This is a genomic window from Helicobacter zhangjianzhongii (assembly GCF_030249855.1).
GTDB classification, from domain to species: Bacteria; Campylobacterota; Campylobacteria; order Campylobacterales; family Helicobacteraceae; genus Helicobacter_B; species Helicobacter_B zhangjianzhongii.
Map to the genome: position 1 here is coordinate 205,470 of NZ_JANURN010000004.1, position 18,350 is coordinate 223,819.

Consider the following 18,350-nt stretch of genomic DNA (forward strand, 5'->3'; position numbering starts at 1 on the left):
GCGAGATGCTGCCTCGCTGGAGTTAAATCTAGGGTTTTACTAACTTCTTTCTAAATTTCATTCTGCTAGAATCCACACGCAAATTCCTACTCATAAAGGTGTCTATATGCTACATTCTCCACACACACATAGTGTTGAAATTTTGGTTTTAGATTTTGGCTCACAATACACGCAGCTCATCGCTAGAAGATTGCGTGAATATGGCGTTTATACCGAGATAGTCCCCTACTTTGAAAAGCTAGATTCTATAAAAAGCAAAAATCCTAAGGGCATTATCCTTAGCGGAGGACCTGCTAGTGTGTATGAAGAGGGGGCATATAAGCCGGATTCTAGAGTATTTGAGCTTAATATCCCTGTGCTTGGAATCTGCTATGGTATGCAGTATATCGCGCATTTTTTTGGCGGAAGCGTGGTGAGAGCAGAGGCGCAGGAATTTGGCAAAGCGGTTTTAGAAATCGCGGATTCTAGTGTGGAGCTGTTTAAGGGCGTGAAGCAGGATTCTATCGTATGGATGAGCCACGCTGATAAGGTGGAGTCTGTGCCTAGTGGCTTTGTGGAGCTGGCAAAAAGTGGGAATACGCATTATTGCGCTATTGCGGATTTTACGCGGCGAGTGTATGCGCTGCAGTTTCACCCAGAAGTGGTGCATAGTGAGTGCGGCGGGGAGATTCTAAAAAACTTTGCTGTGGGGATTTGTGGGGCAGATACAAGCTGGAATATGCGGAATTTTGCGGAAAGTGAGATTGTGAAGCTAAGAGAAAAGGTGCTTGGGGAGACTTGTGGAAATGGGGCGGATTTTGTATCTATCTTAGAGACGCCACGCACCTATTTGCGTCCATATCGCCTTGATGATTTGGAAGACTTGCACAAGATTTTAGATGAGAAAACAATGTATGCTTGGGGACACGCTTTTAGTAAGCAAGAATGCAAAGATTGGATAGAACAACAACTGCAACGCTATCAAAAATATGGCTTTGGGCTTTGGGCTGTGGTAGATAAGGCAAGTGGTGAGATTATCGGCAATGCAGGGCTAAACTATGAGAATATTATGCTTGTGAGTGATGAAACTAAAGTTGATGAAGTGGATTCTAGCGGAGAATATCAATGCGAAATTTTAGAGCTTGGCTATATTATCAATCATCGCTTTTGGGGGCAGGGCTTGGGGCTTGAAGTGGCAAGGGCGTGTGCGGAGTATGCCTTTTCTAAGCTTGGTGTAAAGGAGCTTTACTGCTTGATTAAAGAAGATAACGCACCATCGCTAAAGCTTGCCAAAAAGCTTGGAATGCGTGTTGTAGGTAAAAATATAAAGCATTACAAAGGGCAGGAATTAGCACATTTTGTGCTAAAGACAAATGAACTAGTGCTATGCACAAAGGGCGAAAATTTTAATCAAAAATGTGAGGTAAGAGTAGAATCTAATATGGAGAGATTTGCTAAAGATTCTAAGCCAACGCAAGAAAAATCACAAGAAAAAGGGTTGAAATCCAATGCGGAAGGATTTGCGATGAGAAATCGTGGTTTTCAAGGTGGAGGCGAAGGGAGTTTATTAAACATAAATGACCAAGCCGACAATGCAGAATCCGCGATTTCTCACGCAAAGCCAACGCAGAAAGTGCTATGTGCTGTGAGTGGTGGAGTAGATTCTAGCGTGGTAGCAACGCTTTTATATCGTGCCATAGGAGAGAATCTTATCCCTGTGTTTGTGGATACCGGGCTTTTACGCAAAGGCGAGAGAGAAGCCGTTGAAGAAATGTTTAGAGAGAATCTAAAAGTGCCTTTGATTGTAGCAGATGCAAAAGAGCTATTTTTAGGACGACTAAAGGGGGTAACAGAGCCTGAGCAAAAGCGAAAAATCATCGGTGAAACCTTCATAGAAGTCTTTGAAGCTGAGGCTAAAAAGCATAATACAAAAGGCGAGATAAAGTTTTTAGCACAAGGCACACTTTACCCTGATGTCATAGAATCTGTGAGCGTAAAAGGACCAAGCAAGACGATAAAAAGTCATCATAATGTCGGCGGACTGCCTGAATGGATGAAGTTTGAGCTAATCGAGCCTTTAAGAGAGCTTTTCAAAGATGAGGTAAGGGCGTTAGGCAGGGAGCTTGGAATGCCAGAATCTATGCTTATGCGACACCCCTTCCCCGGACCCGGACTTGCCATACGCATTATGGGCGAGGTGAATGCGGCGGATTTAGAGATTTTAAAGGAAGCAGATTCTATCTTCATAGAAGAGCTACATAAATGGGGCTTGTATGATTCTGTATGGCAGGCATTTTGCGTGCTTTTAAATGTGCGAAGTGTAGGCGTAATGGGCGATAACCGCACTTATGATAATACCATTTGCGTCCGGGCAGTAGAAGCAATGGACGGAATGACAGCGAGTTTCTCACACTTACCCCACGCATTTTTAGAATCTGTCTCAAACCGCATAATTAATGAAGTAGCAGGGATTAACCGCGTAGTCTATGACATTACTTCAAAACCCCCAGGAACGATTGAGTGGGAGTAGGGAATGAATAGAAAGGCAAGTGTTTGTGATATTTTTTGCGGAGCGGGTGGGCTTAGCTATGGCTTTGCAAAAGATGAGTATTTTGAGCTTGTTGTAGCTTGTGATATTGATAAAAATGCGATTGCAAGTTATCAGGAAAATCACCCTTATACTCAAACAATTTGCAAAGATATAAGTAAGCTTAATAATGCCAAATTAAAAGAATTTGGAAACATAGATATTTTGCTTGGTGGTCCCCCTTGTCAAAGCTACTCCACACTTGGAAAAAGGCAAATGGATACAAGGGCGAATTTATTTAGAGAATATTTGCGAGTGTTAAAATCTCTCACACCAAAAGCCTTTATTTTTGAAAATGTAGTGGGGCTTTTATCTATGCAAAAGGGAGAGCTTTTTTCTTATATCTGTGAAAATTTTGAAAAGTTGGGTTATAAAATTTATTACAAAATACTCAATGCAGCGGATTTTGGTGTGCCTCAAATAAGACAAAGGGTTATTGTAGTTGGGATAAGGCGGGAGTTTGATAAAAATTTTATATTCCCACAAGCTACGCATAAAAATTTTGTTTCGTTAGAACAAGCCATTGATGACTTACCACCTATTAAAAGCGGAGAAAATGGGAATCATTTAGGATACAGATATGAAGCGTGTAATGATTTTTTACATTTTGTGAGAAAAAGTAAAATCTTAAGCGAACACGAAAGCCCTAAAAATAACGCAAATCTCATACAAATTATGCAGCTATTGCAAGATGGGCAGTGCAAAGATGATTTACCTTTGAGTGTGCGACCAAAATCAGGCTACACAAATACCTATGCAAAAATGTGGTGGAAAAAACCAGCCCCTACAATCACAAGAAACTTTGCCACACCAAGCAGCTCAAGATGTATCCACCCACGAGATTCTAGAGCGTTAAGCATTAGAGAGGGAGCAAGACTACAAAGCTTTCCAGATGATTATATATTTTGCGGCAATTCAAGTGATAAAAAGCTTCAAATAGGAAATGCTGTGCCACCACTTGTAAGTATGGCATTAGCTAAAGCGATAAAGGATTATTTTAAGGGTGGGAAATGAAAGAAATACAAGCAAAAAATCTATATGGAAAAGGACACGAACAACAAAAGAAAAGACCTTATGCGGTAGTTTATGAAAGTAAAAATTATTGTCTTGCATTCCCCAAAACAACAAAGGATAAAAGAGATAAAGAATATCCATCTCATAAAAACTTTAAACTCCCAGATGAAAATGAAATAATGATAGACCAGCTAACAATCATTCTAAACGCAAACATTATTGCAAATGATTTAAGTGATTTTCAAATACAACTACAACAATTAAAATATGGTGATACCAAAATAGACTTAGTAGCTGAACACTTTTGCCAATATGTTATTTTACAAAATAAAAAATCCAAACAAACATTTCAAGTTCAATTTGGAGATATTATAGAATTCAAACATTCCCACCCCTTACTCATCAATCAACAATATTTTATTGTTTTATCTAACGGAGTATTTCATCAATCAAAAATGTGTTGCATAGCCCCATATAATAGAGAAAATGGCAATACAGATTATAGTCTATTACATTGTATAGATTTTGAAGAAAGAAAAATAGTAAAAATTGATAATAAAGAATGTCTTAAAAAAGATAAAATTGCCAATGAAATAAAAACATTATTTTTAGGAAATCAAAATGTTTAACACAAATGACTTTAAACAATACCGACATAGTTTAGGATTCAGTTCCCAGCAACATTTTAAAGAATTTTTGAGTGCAAAGGATATAAAGCCTCGTATTGATTTTGCTTATATAGATTCTTTAAATAGCAGACTTTGTGAGATTTTTAAACGCATAAATGAAATTTACTACAAGCCTTGCAATATAGAATCTTTTTTGCAAAATAATCTTTTTAATGCTTTTAATCTAATGAAAAATAATGATATTTTAGAAAAATTAAATAATCAAGGCAGACGAAAAGAAGAAGTATATTTTAGCTATTTGCGTGGATTTTTAATTTGCGAATATTTTAAAGAAGCAATTTGTGATATTTTTAATACTGACATATCGCAGATTTTGCATATTGGTGAAGATGATTTTTCTTCATTAGAAACATTTAAAAGAACGCCTAAAGCCGATTTACAAATACAAAATATAAGAATAGAAATGCAAAGTGGATTCCAAGGGATTAACGATATTAAAGAACACAAAGTGCGTGAAGCAAAAAGGAATTTTATAGAAAACAATATACAAACTCTAGTCATACATTTTGATATTTTTAATGGACAGGTTGCCTTTGTGGATATTTCAAATATCCCTAGTGATGATTTAAATTGGATTACAAGGCAACAGATGGAAGGACAGAGTGTGTTTAATATAGAACAAAATTATTTTAAGTGGTTATTGAAAGAAAAACCGCCTTGCTTGGCATTGCTATAAAATACTTGCAAAAGTGGTAAAACAAAGAAAATGATATATGGCGAGTATGGCAGGGATTGTGCATATTTACAGAGCTTTAAAACGCAATTATTGCAGAGAAAAATCAAAAAGTTTAATAAGATAAATTGGTGGGAGTGGGGCAGAGATTATCATAAAAGTGAAATGCCTCGCATTTATGTCAATACCAAAACACGCAATAAAAAGCCATTTTTCTTACACCCTTGCAAAGCCTATGATGGATCTATTCTAGCGATTTTTCCAAAGTTTAAAGTGGATTCTATAATGCTACAAAACTTATGCGATAAGCTAAATGACATAGATTGGCAGGAGCTTGGATTTGTGTGTGATGGGAGGTTTCTCTTTTCACAAAGAAGTTTAGAAAATGTAATGCTAGATTCTAGCTTTAATGCTTTGAGGTCTCTAGGTTTGTAGATTCTTCGCTATGAAAGATTTATGTTAGAATCCACTATATTCAAGCGACAAAAGGTTTGTGATGAAAAAATTTGCACTGATTTATGGCGTTATTGCCACACTGCTTTGGCTTTTTTTTGTTGGTGTATTTGCTGATAGACTTTAAAGACTTAGCAAAAGATTCACACAAAATCACCACCAACTCAAGCCTAGCTCCTTTTGACAAAGCCCTGCAAGCGTGTATCAATAAGCACAATACCTATCTTAAAAAAACTCCTGCAACTTGGCAAGGAAGAAAATCTAGATGTGAGCTTTATGCTCCAAGCTGACACTTGCGAGATTCACTCTCTCACATTTGATAAGCCCAAAAGTGAGTTTGCTCCACATATCACAAATGTGCTTCACAAAGCTAAAGCCTGCATAAAAACGCAATGCCAGAGCATACAAGAAAACACACAATACACTATTCCATTTTTCTATCGTTTATCACCCGATGAGTAAAGCCTATCCTGCCCCTCTACAAAAGCTCTATAAAGCTACCTTACCCACTTCTAGTAATAGATTCTACAATCCCACAATAGCCTATCGATAATAACGCTCTGCTGTGTCATTAAGCATTGTCAGCATTTTTTCAAACCACACCAAATCCATTGTAACATAGCTAGTATTTTGCCAAATATCTAGAATCCACAAAGACAGGGATAGCCCAAAATAGCTAGAAGAAGCTGGATTTATGGGGACCAAAGCCCCATAGATTATGTTGTAGCAATCCTTTCAATCACCGCATTAAAGCTCTTGCTTGGTCGCATAACGCTTTCAGCCTTGCTATCATCAAATTTATAATATCCACCTAGATCTACTTTTACACCTTGAGCGGAGTTAAACTCTGCTCTAATAGAATCTTGCTTAGATTCTAGCTCATTAGCAATAGGCGTAAAGAATGCTGCAATGCTAGAATCTGTGCTTTGATTTGCCAACGCTCTAGCAAAATACATCGCCAAGTAAAAATGACTTGTGCGGTTGTCATCTTCGCCCACTTTGCGTGAAGGGGCTTTGTTGTTATCAAGCCATTGTGAAGTCGCCACATCTAGCGCGTCTGCTAGCACCTTTGCCTTAGGGCTATTTTGCTTTTGCGCGTAAAATTCTAGGCTTGCTTGCAGGGCTAGAAACTCGCCCAAGCTATCCCAACGCAAGTGATTTTCCTCCACAAGCTGCTCTACTTGCTTTGGCGCACTGCCACCAGCCCCTGTCTCAAACATCGCCCCACCATTTAGCATAGGCACGACGGAGAGCATTTTCGCACTTGTGCCAAGCTCCAAAATTGGGAAAAGATCGGTCAAATAATCACGCAAAACATTGCCTGTGATAGAGATGGCATTTTTCCCAGCACGGATAAGTTGCAGGGATTCCAAACACGCTTCTTTTGGGGCTAAAATAGCTATGTCTTTGCCTAATTCCTGCAATCTCTTTTTGACTAAATCAATCATAATTTTATTACTAGCCCTTTTTTCATCAAGCCAGAAAATCGCCTTATCCCCTGTTAAATCCGCCCTTTCAATGCCTAAATCAATCCAGTTTTGCACCGCATCAAATTTGGCTTGATTAGCACGATAAATATCGCCCTTTTTCACGCTATGAGCAAGCAGCACCCTATCGCTAGAATCCACAATGATAAACTCGCCATCACTTGGGGCTACAAAGGTTTTATCGTGTGAGCCATACTCTTGGGCTTTTTTCGCCATTAAGCCCACATTGCTGACACTGCCTAGCGTAGCAGGATTCAGCACTCCATTAGCCTTTAAGTCTTCAATCACAGCTTCATAAATAGTCGCATAAGTCTTATCAGGGATTACCGCATTTGCATCGCATTCCTTGCCATCTTTGTCCCATAATCTCGCGCCATTTTTCAGCATAGCAGGCATAGAGGCATCTACAATTACATCGCTTGGGATATGTAAATTAGTAATGCCTTTGTCAGAATTTACCATAGAGATTTTGGCACTTTTTTCTAAAATCTCATTGTATTTAGCTAGAATCTCCGCTTTTTTAGGGCTAGATTCTATCTTTGTGAGCAATTCACTCACGCCATTATTGGCATTTACACCTAAAGATTCTAGCTCATCTTTAAACTCCGCAAAAAGCTCTTTAAAATACGCCTTCACCGCATAGCCAAAAAGGATAGGATCGCTTACCTTCATCATCGTAGCTTTTAAATGCAAGGAAAATAGAATGTCTTGCTTTTTGCAGGATTCAATCTGGGCTGCGTAAAACTCGCTTAGCTTTTGTGCGTCCATAAAGGTGGCGTCCAAAATCTCATTTGCTTCTAGTTTTAGCCCATCTTTTAGCACCTTTTGCCCGCTAGAATCTTTGAAGATAATCTTTGCTGTTGTGGGAGATTCTATCAACACCGCCTTTTCATTATCAAAGAAATCGCCCTCTTTCATATAGCTGACACAGCTTTTTGAGTTTTTGTCAAAAGGCGTTACTCGGTAAGGGTTTTTCTGTGCGTAGGATTTTACAGCATTGGTGCTGCGGCGATCAGAATTACCCTGCCTTAAAACAGGATTGACTGCTGATCCTAGCACTTTTTGGTATTTCTCTTTCACTGCTTTTTCTTGCTCATTGCTTGGTTCATCAGGGAAATTTGGCACATTGTAGCCCTTTGCTTGAAGCTCTTTTATGGCGTTTTTAAGCTGAGGGATTGAAGCGGAGATATTTGGGGTTTTGATGAGATTTGCACTAGGGGTTTTGACAAGCTCACCGAGTTTGCTTAAAGCATCTTCTACGCGTTGATTTGGGGCGAGATTCTCGGGGAATTGAGCTAAGATTCTAGCACTTAGAGAAATGTCTGAAGTCTCTACTTGAATATCTGCGTGGTTTAAAAATGCCTTTGCAATGGGCAAAAACGAGTAGGTCGCTAGGGCTGGAGACTCATCTGTGAGTGTGTAAGTGATTTTCATCGTGTGTCCTTTGTGGTGAAATGATTGCGGAATGGTTTAGTATAGCAAAAACCTTTACATACATTGCTACAAAGTATAAAATTTTTAACCTTTTTACAATATGTCTAGGTAAATTAGGTAGCATAAAAATAGCGGCGACATAAGCAAGCATAGCCAAAGCGGTGGATTCTAGGCTCACACTAGAATCTATCTATCCATTTAGTTAGCATATCCAAATCATCATAGCTTGTCATATCTACAGTAATTGGCGTGATAGAGACATAGCCACTCATCACCGCGCTGAAATCGCTTGCCCGCTCACTGCGCTCCTCCCACTCAAGCTCGTGCGTGCCTAGCCAATAATACTCTTCATTGCGTGGATTGCGTGCTTTGGCGACATCGTTGCCATAGAGCCGCACGCCTAGCTCTGTGATCTTGTAGCCTTTAGATTCTGTGGCGATGGGGATATTGACATTAAGAAATTTGCGCTTAGGTAGGGGATTATGTGTCAAAATCTTTTGCGCTAGGTCAAATGCCACTTTTTTTGCAAGACTAAAATCACACTTCCTATCACTCTCTTTTTTAAGTAGCTGTGAAATCGCCATACTAGGCACCCCTAGAATCGCGCCCTCCATAGCCCCTGCAGCCGTGCCAGAGTAGGTAACATCTTCGCCCATATTGCAGCCGATATTGATCCCAGAGACAATTAAGTCCGGTTTGCGATTTTGCTCTTTATAGAGTGTGTTATATGCAAGATAGATACAATCTGCCGGCGTGCCATCATCAAGCTTGTAAGAATCTTTACCCACAGAGATAAGGGAGAGAGGCTTTGTGATACTAAGTCCGTGTCCGCACGCAGATTTCTCCCTAGCAGGAGCGACTACACACACCCGCCCAAGCGGGCTAAGGGCTTCCTTTAGAGCTAGAATCCCAGCCGCATCAAAGCCATCATCATTGGTGATTAAAATCTCTTTCATACAATCTCCTTAAAATAATCCCCCAAAAGCATTGAGAGATTCTTAGCTATGGGCTTGGGGAACGCTTCTATGCTTGTAGCTAATGCGCTAGATTCTGCTTGCAAAAGCTCTTTAGCCTGTGCTAGTCCTAGCAGATTTACATAGCTGTTTTTCTGCCCATCATTGCGCGTGGGCTTACCTGCTTGGGCTGCTTCTTGCACCGCATCAATGACATCATCTCGTATTTGGAAAAACAGCCCAAGTCGCAAGCCAAAGTCCCATAAATCCTGTGTGAGTGGGTCCGCGGCATTTGCGATGATGGCACCCATCTTTAGGCTTGCAGCGATGAGTTTGGCGGTTTTGTTGCTATGGATTTCTTGGAGCTGCTCTAGCGGCAGGGCTTGATTTTCAAAATGGCAATCAAGTGCCTGCCCAATCACCATACCGCCTATCCCACCAGCATAAGCAAGCTCTTTTACAAGCTGGATTTGCACGCTAGGATCTAGCTTTGCGCAGCTTAGTAGATAGAATGCATAAGTATTTAGCCCATCGCCCACAAGGGTCGCGCTCACTTCATCATAAGTAGTATGTAGCGTGGGCTTACCCCTGCGCAAAGAGGCATTATCCATACAGGGCAGATCATCGTGGATAAGTGAGTAAGTATGCAAGCACTCTAACGCCAGCGCAGGCAAAAAGGCGTTTTTTGTCATTATGGGGCGTAGCCCAGAGACAACAGCTAGCAAAAGATTTGGGCGGAAACGCTTGCCCCCATACAAAAGCATCTCCCAAAAAGCCGTGGCAAAATATGGGTGGAAGCTAGGGATTTGCGGTGCGCTTGCTTGCAAAAATTGCTCAAATTCTTTCATACTCTGCTGATATTGCATTATGCTCCTTAATGGTATAAAAGTGGATTCTACAATGCCATCCGCACAGAGTCAAAAAGCGCGTCCATATTCTGCTCTGGGATAAAATACTGCACACCAAGTCGCCTAGCCTCTTCTGCTGTTTCATAATCAGGCATTTTTGCCACAACAAGACAAAAGACAACAGGCTTTGCCGGCTCTTTTTGCGGGAGCTGCTTGGTGTTTTGGATAAAGTCTAGCGCACTCATCTCACCGATTTGCTCATCAAGCACGACAATATCTTGCTGTGTAGTAGCAAGGAGCTTTAGCGCACTTATGGGGTTTTTATCCACGCTAACTGTGAGAGTAGAATCTATCTTTTCAATAACTTCTTTATATTTCAGCGCATTGACCGCGGAGCTGCGCAGCACAAGCACATTTTTATGACTTACTTCTTCTAGATATTTTAGTAGGCTAAAAAGCTCCTTTGTCTTTGGAGAGGCTTTATTTTTATCAAGTCCGCGGAGAAAATAGCGAAGAAAAGTTTTTGATGAGAAGCCTCCTTCTATACGCGCATCACGGAAAAACTTGCGCACGATTTGAGACTTTTTCGCGCGATCCCATAGCTCAGAATCCAAATCATAAGCCTTAGAATTTAGCAGCCCTACAAAGCGGTTTTTAATATCGCGCAACATCGGCGCATAAACATCGACAAACTCTTGAAAATGCACTTCTCTAAACTTTTTGAGTCTCTCTCTCTCGTGTGCAAGCCACTCTTGGCGCGTGGCGATAAACTGGATAAGATCGACATAGGTCCTACGCATCATTTTGACTTCTTTTTCAAAGCGTAAATATTCTTGCCCGCCACGCCCAGAGCTATTTGCCATACGCTGCAAACGCTTTTCGCTTGCATCAAGATTGTTGCCTAGCACTTGGCATTGTGCTTTGGCATTGTTTAGGGCTAGCTGTGTGGCTTCTATGTCTTTTTCTACTTTGATGTATTCTGCTTGCTTGGAGAGAAAGATTTTTTCAAAGGCATAGGCTGGGGTGTATTGCGCCTTTTTGACATAGTTTTCAAACTCTTTCCATAGGTAGTTTATCTCATTTTTTGCCTTGCGTAAATCTTCGTTTTCGACAAGATTATCCATTTCACACAAATCATTATAAGCCGTGAGCAAAAAGCGTCTCATACGCAAAAAATCTAAACTCAAATGCCCTTCTACAAAGTCTTTATACTCAAGTAGAATTTCATTTTCCCTGGCAAAAAATTCTTCAATACACACATTTGGTAGCTTTGTCATAGGGATTTCATCAGGATCTATGGGCTTTGGCTTGATTTTCGCGCGTGTTACTATACGCATTTCTACCTCAAACTCCACCTCCTCGCCCACAGCCATCTCCCCAGAATCCGCATCCCACACCGAGAAGTCAAAGTCATATACCCGTTGATTTAAATCCTGCTCTATCTTGCCCTTTTGCGCTGCTTCATCAATAACAATCAGCTTCCCTGTCAGCATACACTCTCTCCTACAAACATAAGCACCAAATATCACTATGGTAATTGATCAATGCGATCAATTATAGCAAAATAATTATAGATAGCCCTTGCTTCTTATGGACAATTGGGACAAAATCGACATAAATCACCACACTGCAAGCTTTACGCACTTTCTCTGCTATAATTACCCAAATCCCCAAAATATATAAAGTTGAGCTTATGAAAACATCTCTATCTTTGCGCACTATCCCCATAGTCTCCTTGCTTCTTGGATTTATATATAGCGGGGCTTATGGGCTTGACTATTCCGCTTGCAGAGCCTACTATAAGCAAGCAACTAGCGTGGTGGATTCTACTAGAATCTATTCTGTCTTGTATCAAAATAAGCCCCATCTCATCGCCTTTTCGCCAAGTCCGCTACGCTCTTCACGCATTATCAAGCACGACCCTTTCACAGGGCTATATCTCTTCTCTGGCAAGCTAGCTAAAAGCTACCGCCTAAAGCCACTTGATACATTTGCCCATACACTCCCACTTGCTGGAGTCAATGCCACACAAGCTATCGCCGGCAGTATCACAAACTTTGAAAAAGGCATATTTGATCTAGGCAAATTTAGCACCACTTTGCCCAAGGATTCTGTGATTAGCACCATTTGCTATCAAAGCTATGGCATTAGTGCCTATGGGCAATACTTTATCCCAAAAATTCTCATCGATAGATTCTTAAGCCCCAAGGGAGGGCAGTATGGAGATATTGGCGTGCGAGTTAGTGCAAATATCCAAAGTGTGCGCGATCAGCACCCAAAGGGCGTGATCATCGAGCAAGTCGATGTCTTTTTCCCACACAAGCCCCTTTTGCCAAAAGATAGAATCCTATCCATAAATGGACACGCGATCACCTCGCTTGCAGATTTTGAATGGCTTGTCGCTGATCTTGAGCCTAGGTCAAAGGCACAAGTCAAGTTTGTGCGCAATGGCAGAGTGCTTGAAGCCGCTGTGCAAGTAGATAGGCGATATGGTGGTGGGATCTTGCGGGATACATTTTTTGAACGCTATGGCGTGATAATCGACAAAGACTTCGTGATCCGCTCAATTGGCAAGCCCCTGCCCTTTACGCTATCGCAGCTTAGTGTGGGGGATAAGTTTATTTGGATTGACAAAACACCCATTAAAAAAGACAGCGATTTTTGGCATTTCCGCCAGCTATTTTCTCAAGCAGGGCTAAGAGGGCAAGTCGAGCTACTCTTGCTACACGATGGCGTGGAGATTTTCTTGCGATCTCCTCTGCGCTAGAAAGCCTAGAATCTTAAGCTAGATTCTAGCAATGCTCTCAATACTCTTTAGCATCGCAAGCTTTGCACTTCTTGCGCTAGCAAGGGGCGGTCCATAGCACATAAGCCCAGAATCCCAAGCACCCCAAATAGCAACCCTAGAATCCACTTTTACAAAAGTGGATTCTAGAGAGTAAGCCCAAACTCATCATCGTAAGCCTTACTCCCCCTTTTTCCATCATCGTAAGCGAGTGTAACGAGATGATTTATAATTTTGCGCTAGCAAAATAACCTTTACTAGAATCCATTTTTTACATATCGCGTTTTATTGTCATTGCGAGCGAGTGAAACGAGCGTGGCAATCCATACTAGAATCCACTTTTTATTGTGTCTTTTATGGATTACTAAAGAAGCTACGCTTTGCCGCGCCGTGTTGGCGCACCGCTCGCAATGACGGAAAATAAGCTTGAAAATTAAAACCTAAAAAATTAAGAGAGTCGCGGCGGTAGGATTACAAAAAGTGGATTCTAGGGTAGGTCAAATGTCTTGCAGTGCTTTATGGAGCAGAAATGTAAGCGACTTGATATTGGTATGCGCCACAGAAGAGACGCCTAAGATGAAGTGCGGCAAATGCGGCAAATCCGCCCCGTTAGATTCTAGGAGTATAGGCTTAGATATATCTAAATCCTGCGGGATTGGCTGCGCAAACGATCCTAGCAAAGCAGCAAACTTGCTAAAGAGATCTTGCGCGACATCAATTTTGCTAATAATAATCCCAAATGGACGCGTGCTAAGATCTGCGCTAAAGCTTGCAAGCTCTTTTGCCAAGTGGCTATACTGTGTGCTTGGGTCTTTTAGCCCATCTAGCACAAAGAGCAAAAACTTCGTGCGCTCAATATGCTTCAAAAACTCCAGCCCAAGCCCCTTCCCTTGGCTCGCTCCATCGATAATCCCCGGAATATCTGCCATCACAAAAGAGCGCAGCTCATCGACTTCCACCACGCCTAAATGCGGGGTAAGGGTTGTAAATTCATAGTTTGCTACTTCTGGTCTAGCATTAGAGAGCGTGGAGATAAGGCTAGACTTCCCAGCATTTGGATAGCCTACAAGCCCTACATCAGCGATGAGCTTTAGCTCTAGGCGCAAGTGTAGTGAAGCACCGGGTAAGCCTTTTTGCGCGTAGGTTGGAGCTTGATTGCTCGCATTTTTGAAGCGAGAGTTGCCTAGCCCACCCTTGCCACCTTTAAGCAGTAGCACTTCTTTGCTAGGAGAGTCTAAGTCTGCGAGCAGCTCTCCGCTCTCATAGTTGAAAACTTGTGTGCCTAGCGGGACTTTGATGATGAGATTGGCTCCATTTTTGCCTGTGCAGCGGCGTGCGCCACCGGGTGCGCCGTGCTGGGCTTTGTGGTGCTTTTTGCCACGGAAGTTTGAGAGCGTATCGGCATTGTTATCAACACATAAGACAACATCGCCCCCCTTGCCGCCATCGCCGCCATCAGGTCCGCCCTGTATGACAAACTTCTCTCGCCTAAAGCTCACCGCTCCAGCACCGCCATTCCCAGAAGCGACAAAAATATCCGCACTATCGATAAACATCAGCTACCTTTAGCCACTTTATAAGTAGCTATTTTTTGGACTCTGCTAGGATTTGGTGGATTTGGGACTCCATTTTGGGGAAATATTGGATCACCATAGCTTGGGCTAGCTCTTGAGAGTCTCTAAGAGTCGCCACTGCATTATTAGCCAACTTTTTGCCAGCTGGGGTTTGATAGAGCGCGATTAGATCGTTTAAGTCTTGCTCTGTGTAATACTTATGATAAAGCAGCAGTATTTGGCTCTCTAGATCTTTTGCTATGCTAGAGAAAGTATCGCGCACAATGCGAGTAACTTTGTCCTTTTGGGCTTTGGTTATATCTTGCCCTTTTGTGATTTGTGCGATGATCTGCTCTGCGGCTTTACCATCGCTTATGTCTTTTAGCATAGCATTGCTTTGAGAGATTTCTAGGAACTTCTCAAAGGTTTTTTTATATGACGCGCTAGGGGCTGCTTGCTCGGCATATAGTGGCGCAGATATAAGAAAAAGGGCGCATACAAAGCGAGCGATAAGGGATAAAGTGGGTTTCATAGAAGCTCCTTGGATCGTATATGTAGGTAATAGACTCGCGTAGAGTGTGCGAGCAAAGTTGGGAGAGCACTCCTAGATTCTAGGAGTTAGCAGCTGGGATAACAGAGACTTTCTTGCGCTCTTTGGTCTTCTGTGAGAATTGCACGACCCCATCGATGAGCGCGTAAATGGTGTGGTCTTTGCCGATCCCTACATTATCTCCGGGATGGACTTTAGTCCCCCTTTGGCGGATAATGATATTGCCAGCGCGGACAAACTGCGAGCCAAACTTCTTAACGCCTAATCTTCTCCCTGCAGAATCTCTGTTATTCTGGGTGCTTCCTTGACCTTTCTTGTGTGCCATTGTTGCTCCTTATTTTGTAATGCTTGTGATTCTCACGCGTGTGAAATCTCGGCGGAATCCACGCTTAGTCTTGCTATCTTTTCTTCTGCGTTTTTTAAAGGTTATGACCTTTTTCCCGCGACCTTCGTTGATCACTTCAGCTTCTATCTTCGCGCCTGCGACAAATGGTGTGCCTACTACGATAGACTTGCCATCGTGCAGTGCCAGCACTTCTTCAAAGCTGATTTTTGACTTTGGCTCAAGGCTTAGTTTATCAAGCAGGATAATGCTCCCTTGCTCTACCTTGTATTGCTTGCCTCCATTCTTCAAAATCGCATACATCGTGTTTCCTTGTGGTTTGATACGCCACCTATGCCTTGTTAGGCTTATAGGTATGCAAGGGCGCGATTGTAGCGATAAAATGTTTGTGTTTTGCTTAATTTTGGGGGCTATGAGCTAGAATCCACTTTTTTAGTAGCGATCACTTCTACCTCTACTAGCGCGTCTTTTGGCAGGGATTTGACAGCTATGGTGCTGCGCGCGGGCTTATGCGCGCCAAATGCCTTGGCATAGATCTCATTAAACACCGCGAAATCCCCCATATCAGCCAAAAAGCAAGTGGTTTTTAGCACATATTCAAGCCCGGATCCGCTTGCTTCAAGCACTGCTTGGAGATTTTGCATAACTTGCTCGCTTTGCTCTTTGATCCCACCTTGGACAAACTCGCCATTAGCTTGCAAGGCGATAGAGCCAGAAGTAAAGATCAAATCCCCAAAACATATCGCCTGTGAGTAGGGACCTATGGCTTGAGGGGCGTTTGGCGTGTGGATAGACTTTGGTTTCATAAGGGATCCTTGCGTGATTGAGATTGCGTGAGTTTAGTATATAATACTTTAAAAAAGGATATAGCGATGGGCTTTAAGCGCGTGTTTATGCTGTGGGGTTTATGTGTGTTTGGCGTGAGTGAGCAGGGGCTAGCGCAGCAGGTGGATTCTATCATAGAAGGCAAAGAGAGTAGCAAATCTAGCCCAAAGGCGCAGGCAGATTCTACTTATGATGAAGATAGAGTTGAGATCATCGACTATAAGCGCAACAAAATCCTAGGCTTTATGATCGTGCGTAATGGGCATATCATAAAGCGTGTGGTGTATAAAGAGCCTAGAGACCTAGAGAGCCAGCCTAGCCTCGCACCAAATATCCCCCCTAAAGCAGGATCTAGCATACCACCTGCCCCTAGCCAAGAGCGCGCCCAATCGCCCAACACCCCTAGCCCAACGCCCACGCCCAAAACACCCACGCCAAAGCAAGAAGCTCTGCCTCAAAATCTCTATGAGAGACAGATCTCCAATGCCCCAAAAGACACAAAAAGCCCCAAGCAAAGCCACTCACACAAAGGAGAGATCCCGCAAGAAATCGGCGTAGAATCCACTCGAGTCAATCCCATTTACAAAAACCGCCAATGGGAGAAAAGGCACATTATCCACGATATTAGCCAAGAGGTCATCGAGCTTGAAAGATAGGCATTTATGTGGATCTCGTGGCAGCTATTTGGGCAATCCATAGAGATCCTATCGCTAGAATCCTCGTTTGACACGCCCTTTTATAGTCATCGCGAGCCCAATCAACCATTCCCCTGTCATTGCGAGCCGACAACGGCGGCGCGGCGATCCTGTCAAAAAGTGGATTCTAGCTTTGCGTGCTTTCATCTCCCCCGCGCAATCCATCTCCCCCACGCAAGAAGTATAATCATCACCAAAAGTGCGCTAAAGATCACCAAGCAGCATTGCGCCATCGTGCCGATCTCCCACTTAGGCAAGAGATACCACCCATTTGCATAAAGCTCTACAAAAGCCTTGCGCAAACCACTAAGTGCCACGCCACTTGGGATTATAGGCATATCAAACCCACAATCCCCACTTGGAGCAAACCACCAAGGCAGCCAGCGATCTAGCGGCAGCCCAAAGTCAAAGTGTGCTTGCATAGAGCAGCCGCGTATGCCAAACACCACCTCATCGCTATGGATAGCTGTGTGGATTCTATGCAGCTGCCACGCCGCCGCCAGCCCCCGCACGCACGCATAGAGCATACACACATACCCCACGCCAAAGGCTACCCTACTGCTCGGGGCAAGCGCGACCAAGCTTGCCCCACAAGCAAACACCACAAAAGCATAGCGGATATACACGCACTGCTCACAAGGGCGCATATAGCCATACACTTGTAGCACATAGTGTGAGAACACCACAAGCCCCAAACTCACCCCCGCTAGTAGAATCCACCCCAAACGCCGCGCTTGCCACTTATGCAACCATAGCGCGACTTGATGTAGCCAGCTCACTCTACCCTACTCAAACATAAACTAGCGCGATAAAAGCTCTGTGATTTTCTCCCCTAAATCATCAAGGGATTTTAGCTCACTGATTTTGATGAGATATTTGCCATTGACCACAAATGCCGGGATCCCTTGAATAATAGCTATATCATAGCTTGACTCCCAATCTTTAAGGAGTTTTTTTACCTCCGGTGTGCTAAGGGCTTGGCGATAGTCCTCCTCGCTAATCCCCGCAGCTTTGAGCCCTGTTTCTAGGAAGCTTTGCGGATCTCTGCCATCTCCCCAGCGGTTTTTATGGATATGATATTCCTCAAAATACACATTCAACGCGCGGTGAAAGAGCGATTTGCTATCAAATAGTCTAATGCCTTCTTGCCTGTCCTTGGCAATTAGCACCGCAAAAAGCTCATTTGCTAGCTTGCCGTAATCGCCCTTTTGCTCTAAATGATAAGGGCGGAACTCCACTCCTTCAGGGATTTTCTCAATGATTTGTGGCAGGATTTTGGCGTATTTGAAGCAAAATGGACACGCATAGCTATATACCTCAATCACAGAATTTTCCGCATTGGGGATAGGATTTTTCAGCACGACATAATCTGTGCCCTCTTTAATCTCTATACCAAATAGCTTCACACTAAGCACACATATAAAAAGCCCTGATAATACCTTGTATCCCACATTTTTCATATAAACTCCTTTGGCAAAGCGT

Annotated in this window: 22 protein-coding genes and 1 pseudogene; 9 read left to right on the forward strand and 14 right to left on the reverse strand. The window is 42.6% G+C overall.

The window, feature by feature from the left end:
* Positions 1-106: 106 nt before the first annotated feature.
* The 6 genes and pseudogenes from guaA to NYG90_RS05710 all read left to right on the forward strand — a co-directional run bounded on the left by guaA (position 107) and on the right by NYG90_RS05710 (position 5,857).
* Positions 107-2,509: a glutamine-hydrolyzing GMP synthase gene (gene guaA / locus NYG90_RS05685; protein WP_285264821.1), complete on the forward strand. Its 2,403-nt coding sequence runs from the start codon at positions 107-109 to the stop codon at positions 2,507-2,509.
* A gap of 3 nt (positions 2,510-2,512) precedes the next feature.
* On the forward strand, positions 2,513-3,580 hold the full coding sequence (locus NYG90_RS05690; RefSeq protein ID WP_285256740.1) for a DNA cytosine methyltransferase: 1,068 nt from the start codon (positions 2,513-2,515) through the stop codon (positions 3,578-3,580).
* Positions 3,577-4,209, forward strand: coding sequence for a hypothetical protein (locus tag NYG90_RS05695; RefSeq protein ID WP_285256739.1), 633 nt, complete (start codon positions 3,577-3,579; stop codon positions 4,207-4,209). Before NYG90_RS05690 ends, NYG90_RS05695 begins: the two co-directional genes overlap by 4 nt.
* The gene (locus NYG90_RS05700) at positions 4,202-4,945 is read left to right on the forward strand and encodes a restriction endonuclease (RefSeq protein ID WP_285256738.1); all 744 of its coding nucleotides are present in this window, start codon (positions 4,202-4,204) and stop codon (positions 4,943-4,945) included. Before NYG90_RS05695 ends, NYG90_RS05700 begins: the two co-directional genes overlap by 8 nt.
* Positions 4,946-4,948: 3 nt before the next feature.
* Positions 4,949-5,377, forward strand: a pseudogene (locus NYG90_RS05705) (class I SAM-dependent methyltransferase); the annotation flags it as partial.
* Positions 5,378-5,662: 285 nt separating this feature from the next.
* Positions 5,663-5,857, forward strand: coding sequence for a hypothetical protein (locus tag NYG90_RS05710; protein WP_285256737.1), 195 nt, complete (start codon positions 5,663-5,665; stop codon positions 5,855-5,857).
* 81 nt (positions 5,858-5,938) lie between these two features.
* Here NYG90_RS05710 and NYG90_RS05715 read toward each other — a convergent pair whose 3' ends face one another.
* The 5 genes from NYG90_RS05715 to NYG90_RS05735 form a co-directional block, all read right to left on the reverse strand.
* Positions 5,939-6,100: a hypothetical protein gene (locus NYG90_RS05715; RefSeq protein ID WP_285256736.1), complete on the reverse strand. Its 162-nt coding sequence runs from the start codon at positions 6,098-6,100 to the stop codon at positions 5,939-5,941.
* An 11-nt stretch (positions 6,101-6,111) separates the two neighbouring features.
* A complete protein-coding gene (locus tag NYG90_RS05720) occupies positions 6,112-8,316 on the reverse strand; it encodes an NADP-dependent isocitrate dehydrogenase (protein ID WP_285256735.1) in 2,205 nt (734 codons plus the stop codon).
* Between the two features lie 179 nt (positions 8,317-8,495).
* Entirely contained in the window at positions 8,496-9,272 is a 777-nt protein-coding gene (gene surE, locus NYG90_RS05725; RefSeq protein WP_285256734.1) for a 5'/3'-nucleotidase SurE, read from the reverse strand.
* The gene (locus tag NYG90_RS05730) at positions 9,269-10,135 is read right to left on the reverse strand and encodes a polyprenyl synthetase family protein (RefSeq protein WP_115011484.1); all 867 of its coding nucleotides are present in this window, start codon (positions 10,133-10,135) and stop codon (positions 9,269-9,271) included. Before NYG90_RS05730 ends, surE begins: the two co-directional genes overlap by 4 nt.
* A 29-nt stretch (positions 10,136-10,164) precedes the next feature.
* On the reverse strand, positions 10,165-11,610 hold the full coding sequence (locus NYG90_RS05735) for a DNA-binding transcriptional response regulator (protein WP_115011483.1): 1,446 nt from the start codon (positions 11,608-11,610) through the stop codon (positions 10,165-10,167).
* A gap of 200 nt (positions 11,611-11,810) precedes the next feature.
* Between NYG90_RS05735 and NYG90_RS05740 the strand changes: the two genes are divergently transcribed.
* Entirely contained in the window at positions 11,811-12,884 is a 1,074-nt protein-coding gene (locus NYG90_RS05740) for a DUF7488 domain-containing protein (protein WP_285256733.1), read from the forward strand.
* An 18-nt stretch (positions 12,885-12,902) separates the two neighbouring features.
* Here NYG90_RS05740 and NYG90_RS05745 read toward each other — a convergent pair whose 3' ends face one another.
* The 6 genes from NYG90_RS05745 to NYG90_RS05770 all read right to left on the reverse strand — a co-directional run bounded on the left by NYG90_RS05745 (position 12,903) and on the right by NYG90_RS05770 (position 16,154).
* Positions 12,903-13,031 (reverse strand): hypothetical protein, encoded by a 129-nt coding sequence (locus NYG90_RS05745; RefSeq protein WP_285264822.1) that lies wholly within the window; start codon positions 13,029-13,031, stop codon positions 12,903-12,905.
* A gap of 368 nt (positions 13,032-13,399) precedes the next feature.
* Positions 13,400-14,458 carry a GTPase ObgE gene (gene obgE, locus NYG90_RS05750; RefSeq protein WP_285264823.1) on the reverse strand — a complete coding sequence of 353 codons (1,059 nt, stop codon included), beginning with the start codon at positions 14,456-14,458 and terminating at the stop codon, positions 13,400-13,402.
* Between the two features lie 28 nt (positions 14,459-14,486).
* The gene (locus NYG90_RS05755; RefSeq protein ID WP_150337691.1) at positions 14,487-14,987 is read right to left on the reverse strand and encodes a DUF2059 domain-containing protein; all 501 of its coding nucleotides are present in this window, start codon (positions 14,985-14,987) and stop codon (positions 14,487-14,489) included.
* Positions 14,988-15,066: 79 nt separating this feature from the next.
* Complete coding sequence (gene rpmA / locus NYG90_RS05760; RefSeq protein WP_023930407.1) at positions 15,067-15,330, reverse strand: 50S ribosomal protein L27; 264 nt, start codon at positions 15,328-15,330, stop codon at positions 15,067-15,069.
* Positions 15,331-15,339: 9 nt separating this feature from the next.
* The gene (gene rplU, locus NYG90_RS05765; RefSeq protein WP_115011479.1) at positions 15,340-15,651 is read right to left on the reverse strand and encodes a 50S ribosomal protein L21; all 312 of its coding nucleotides are present in this window, start codon (positions 15,649-15,651) and stop codon (positions 15,340-15,342) included.
* 107 nt (positions 15,652-15,758) lie between these two features.
* Positions 15,759-16,154 (reverse strand): RidA family protein, encoded by a 396-nt coding sequence (locus NYG90_RS05770; RefSeq protein ID WP_285256730.1) that lies wholly within the window; start codon positions 16,152-16,154, stop codon positions 15,759-15,761.
* 66 nt (positions 16,155-16,220) lie between these two features.
* Here NYG90_RS05770 and NYG90_RS05775 point away from each other — a divergent pair, with 66 nt between their 5' ends.
* The gene (locus NYG90_RS05775) at positions 16,221-16,829 is read left to right on the forward strand and encodes a hypothetical protein (RefSeq protein WP_285264824.1); all 609 of its coding nucleotides are present in this window, start codon (positions 16,221-16,223) and stop codon (positions 16,827-16,829) included.
* A gap of 54 nt (positions 16,830-16,883) precedes the next feature.
* Here NYG90_RS05775 and NYG90_RS05780 read toward each other — a convergent pair whose 3' ends face one another.
* Together NYG90_RS05780 and NYG90_RS05785 are read right to left on the reverse strand one after the other, a co-directional pair.
* On the reverse strand, positions 16,884-17,033 hold the full coding sequence (locus NYG90_RS05780) for a hypothetical protein (RefSeq protein WP_285264825.1): 150 nt from the start codon (positions 17,031-17,033) through the stop codon (positions 16,884-16,886).
* A complete protein-coding gene (locus tag NYG90_RS05785) occupies positions 17,012-17,569 on the reverse strand; it encodes a disulfide bond formation protein B (RefSeq protein ID WP_285256894.1) in 558 nt (185 codons plus the stop codon). Before NYG90_RS05785 ends, NYG90_RS05780 begins: the two co-directional genes overlap by 22 nt.
* Between NYG90_RS05785 and NYG90_RS05790 the strand changes: the two genes are divergently transcribed.
* Positions 17,542-17,667: a hypothetical protein gene (locus NYG90_RS05790; RefSeq protein WP_285256902.1), complete on the forward strand. Its 126-nt coding sequence runs from the start codon at positions 17,542-17,544 to the stop codon at positions 17,665-17,667. The two genes, NYG90_RS05785 and NYG90_RS05790, sit on opposite strands and share 28 nt — an antisense overlap.
* Before the next feature lies 1 nt (position 17,668).
* Here the strand turns inward: NYG90_RS05790 and NYG90_RS05795 are convergent, their stop codons facing one another.
* Positions 17,669-18,328 carry a thiol:disulfide interchange protein DsbA/DsbL gene (locus NYG90_RS05795; protein WP_285264826.1) on the reverse strand — a complete coding sequence of 220 codons (660 nt, stop codon included), beginning with the start codon at positions 18,326-18,328 and terminating at the stop codon, positions 17,669-17,671.
* Between the last annotated feature and the right edge of the window lie 22 nt (positions 18,329-18,350).

What these genes read in the sequence shown, in the direction of transcription:
- NYG90_RS05700 (WP_285256738.1), top strand. Translation starts at nt 4,202, where the DNA reads ATGTTTAACACAAATGACTTTAAACAATACCGACATAGTTTAGGATTC.
- NYG90_RS05755 (WP_150337691.1), bottom strand. Translation starts at nt 14,987, where the DNA reads ATGAAACCCACTTTATCCCTTATCGCTCGCTTTGTATGCGCCCTTTTT.
- NYG90_RS05775 (WP_285264824.1), top strand. Translation starts at nt 16,221, where the DNA reads ATGGGCTTTAAGCGCGTGTTTATGCTGTGGGGTTTATGTGTGTTTGGC.
- NYG90_RS05740 (WP_285256733.1), top strand. Translation starts at nt 11,811, where the DNA reads ATGAAAACATCTCTATCTTTGCGCACTATCCCCATAGTCTCCTTGCTT.
- obgE (WP_285264823.1), bottom strand. Translation starts at nt 14,458, where the DNA reads ATGTTTATCGATAGTGCGGATATTTTTGTCGCTTCTGGGAATGGCGGT.
- NYG90_RS05770 (WP_285256730.1), bottom strand. Translation starts at nt 16,154, where the DNA reads ATGAAACCAAAGTCTATCCACACGCCAAACGCCCCTCAAGCCATAGGT.
- NYG90_RS05730 (WP_115011484.1), bottom strand. Translation starts at nt 10,135, where the DNA reads ATGCAATATCAGCAGAGTATGAAAGAATTTGAGCAATTTTTGCAAGCA.
- surE (WP_285256734.1), bottom strand. Translation starts at nt 9,272, where the DNA reads ATGAAAGAGATTTTAATCACCAATGATGATGGCTTTGATGCGGCTGGG.
- guaA (WP_285264821.1), top strand. Translation starts at nt 107, where the DNA reads ATGCTACATTCTCCACACACACATAGTGTTGAAATTTTGGTTTTAGAT.
- NYG90_RS05695 (WP_285256739.1), top strand. Translation starts at nt 3,577, where the DNA reads ATGAAAGAAATACAAGCAAAAAATCTATATGGAAAAGGACACGAACAA.
- NYG90_RS05690 (WP_285256740.1), top strand. Translation starts at nt 2,513, where the DNA reads ATGAATAGAAAGGCAAGTGTTTGTGATATTTTTTGCGGAGCGGGTGGG.
- NYG90_RS05735 (WP_115011483.1), bottom strand. Translation starts at nt 11,610, where the DNA reads ATGCTGACAGGGAAGCTGATTGTTATTGATGAAGCAGCGCAAAAGGGC.
- NYG90_RS05720 (WP_285256735.1), bottom strand. Translation starts at nt 8,316, where the DNA reads ATGAAAATCACTTACACACTCACAGATGAGTCTCCAGCCCTAGCGACC.
- NYG90_RS05795 (WP_285264826.1), bottom strand. Translation starts at nt 18,328, where the DNA reads ATGAAAAATGTGGGATACAAGGTATTATCAGGGCTTTTTATATGTGTG.
- rplU (WP_115011479.1), bottom strand. Translation starts at nt 15,651, where the DNA reads ATGTATGCGATTTTGAAGAATGGAGGCAAGCAATACAAGGTAGAGCAA.
- NYG90_RS05780 (WP_285264825.1), bottom strand. Translation starts at nt 17,033, where the DNA reads ATGGATTGCGCGGGGGAGATGAAAGCACGCAAAGCTAGAATCCACTTT.
- rpmA (WP_023930407.1), bottom strand. Translation starts at nt 15,330, where the DNA reads ATGGCACACAAGAAAGGTCAAGGAAGCACCCAGAATAACAGAGATTCT.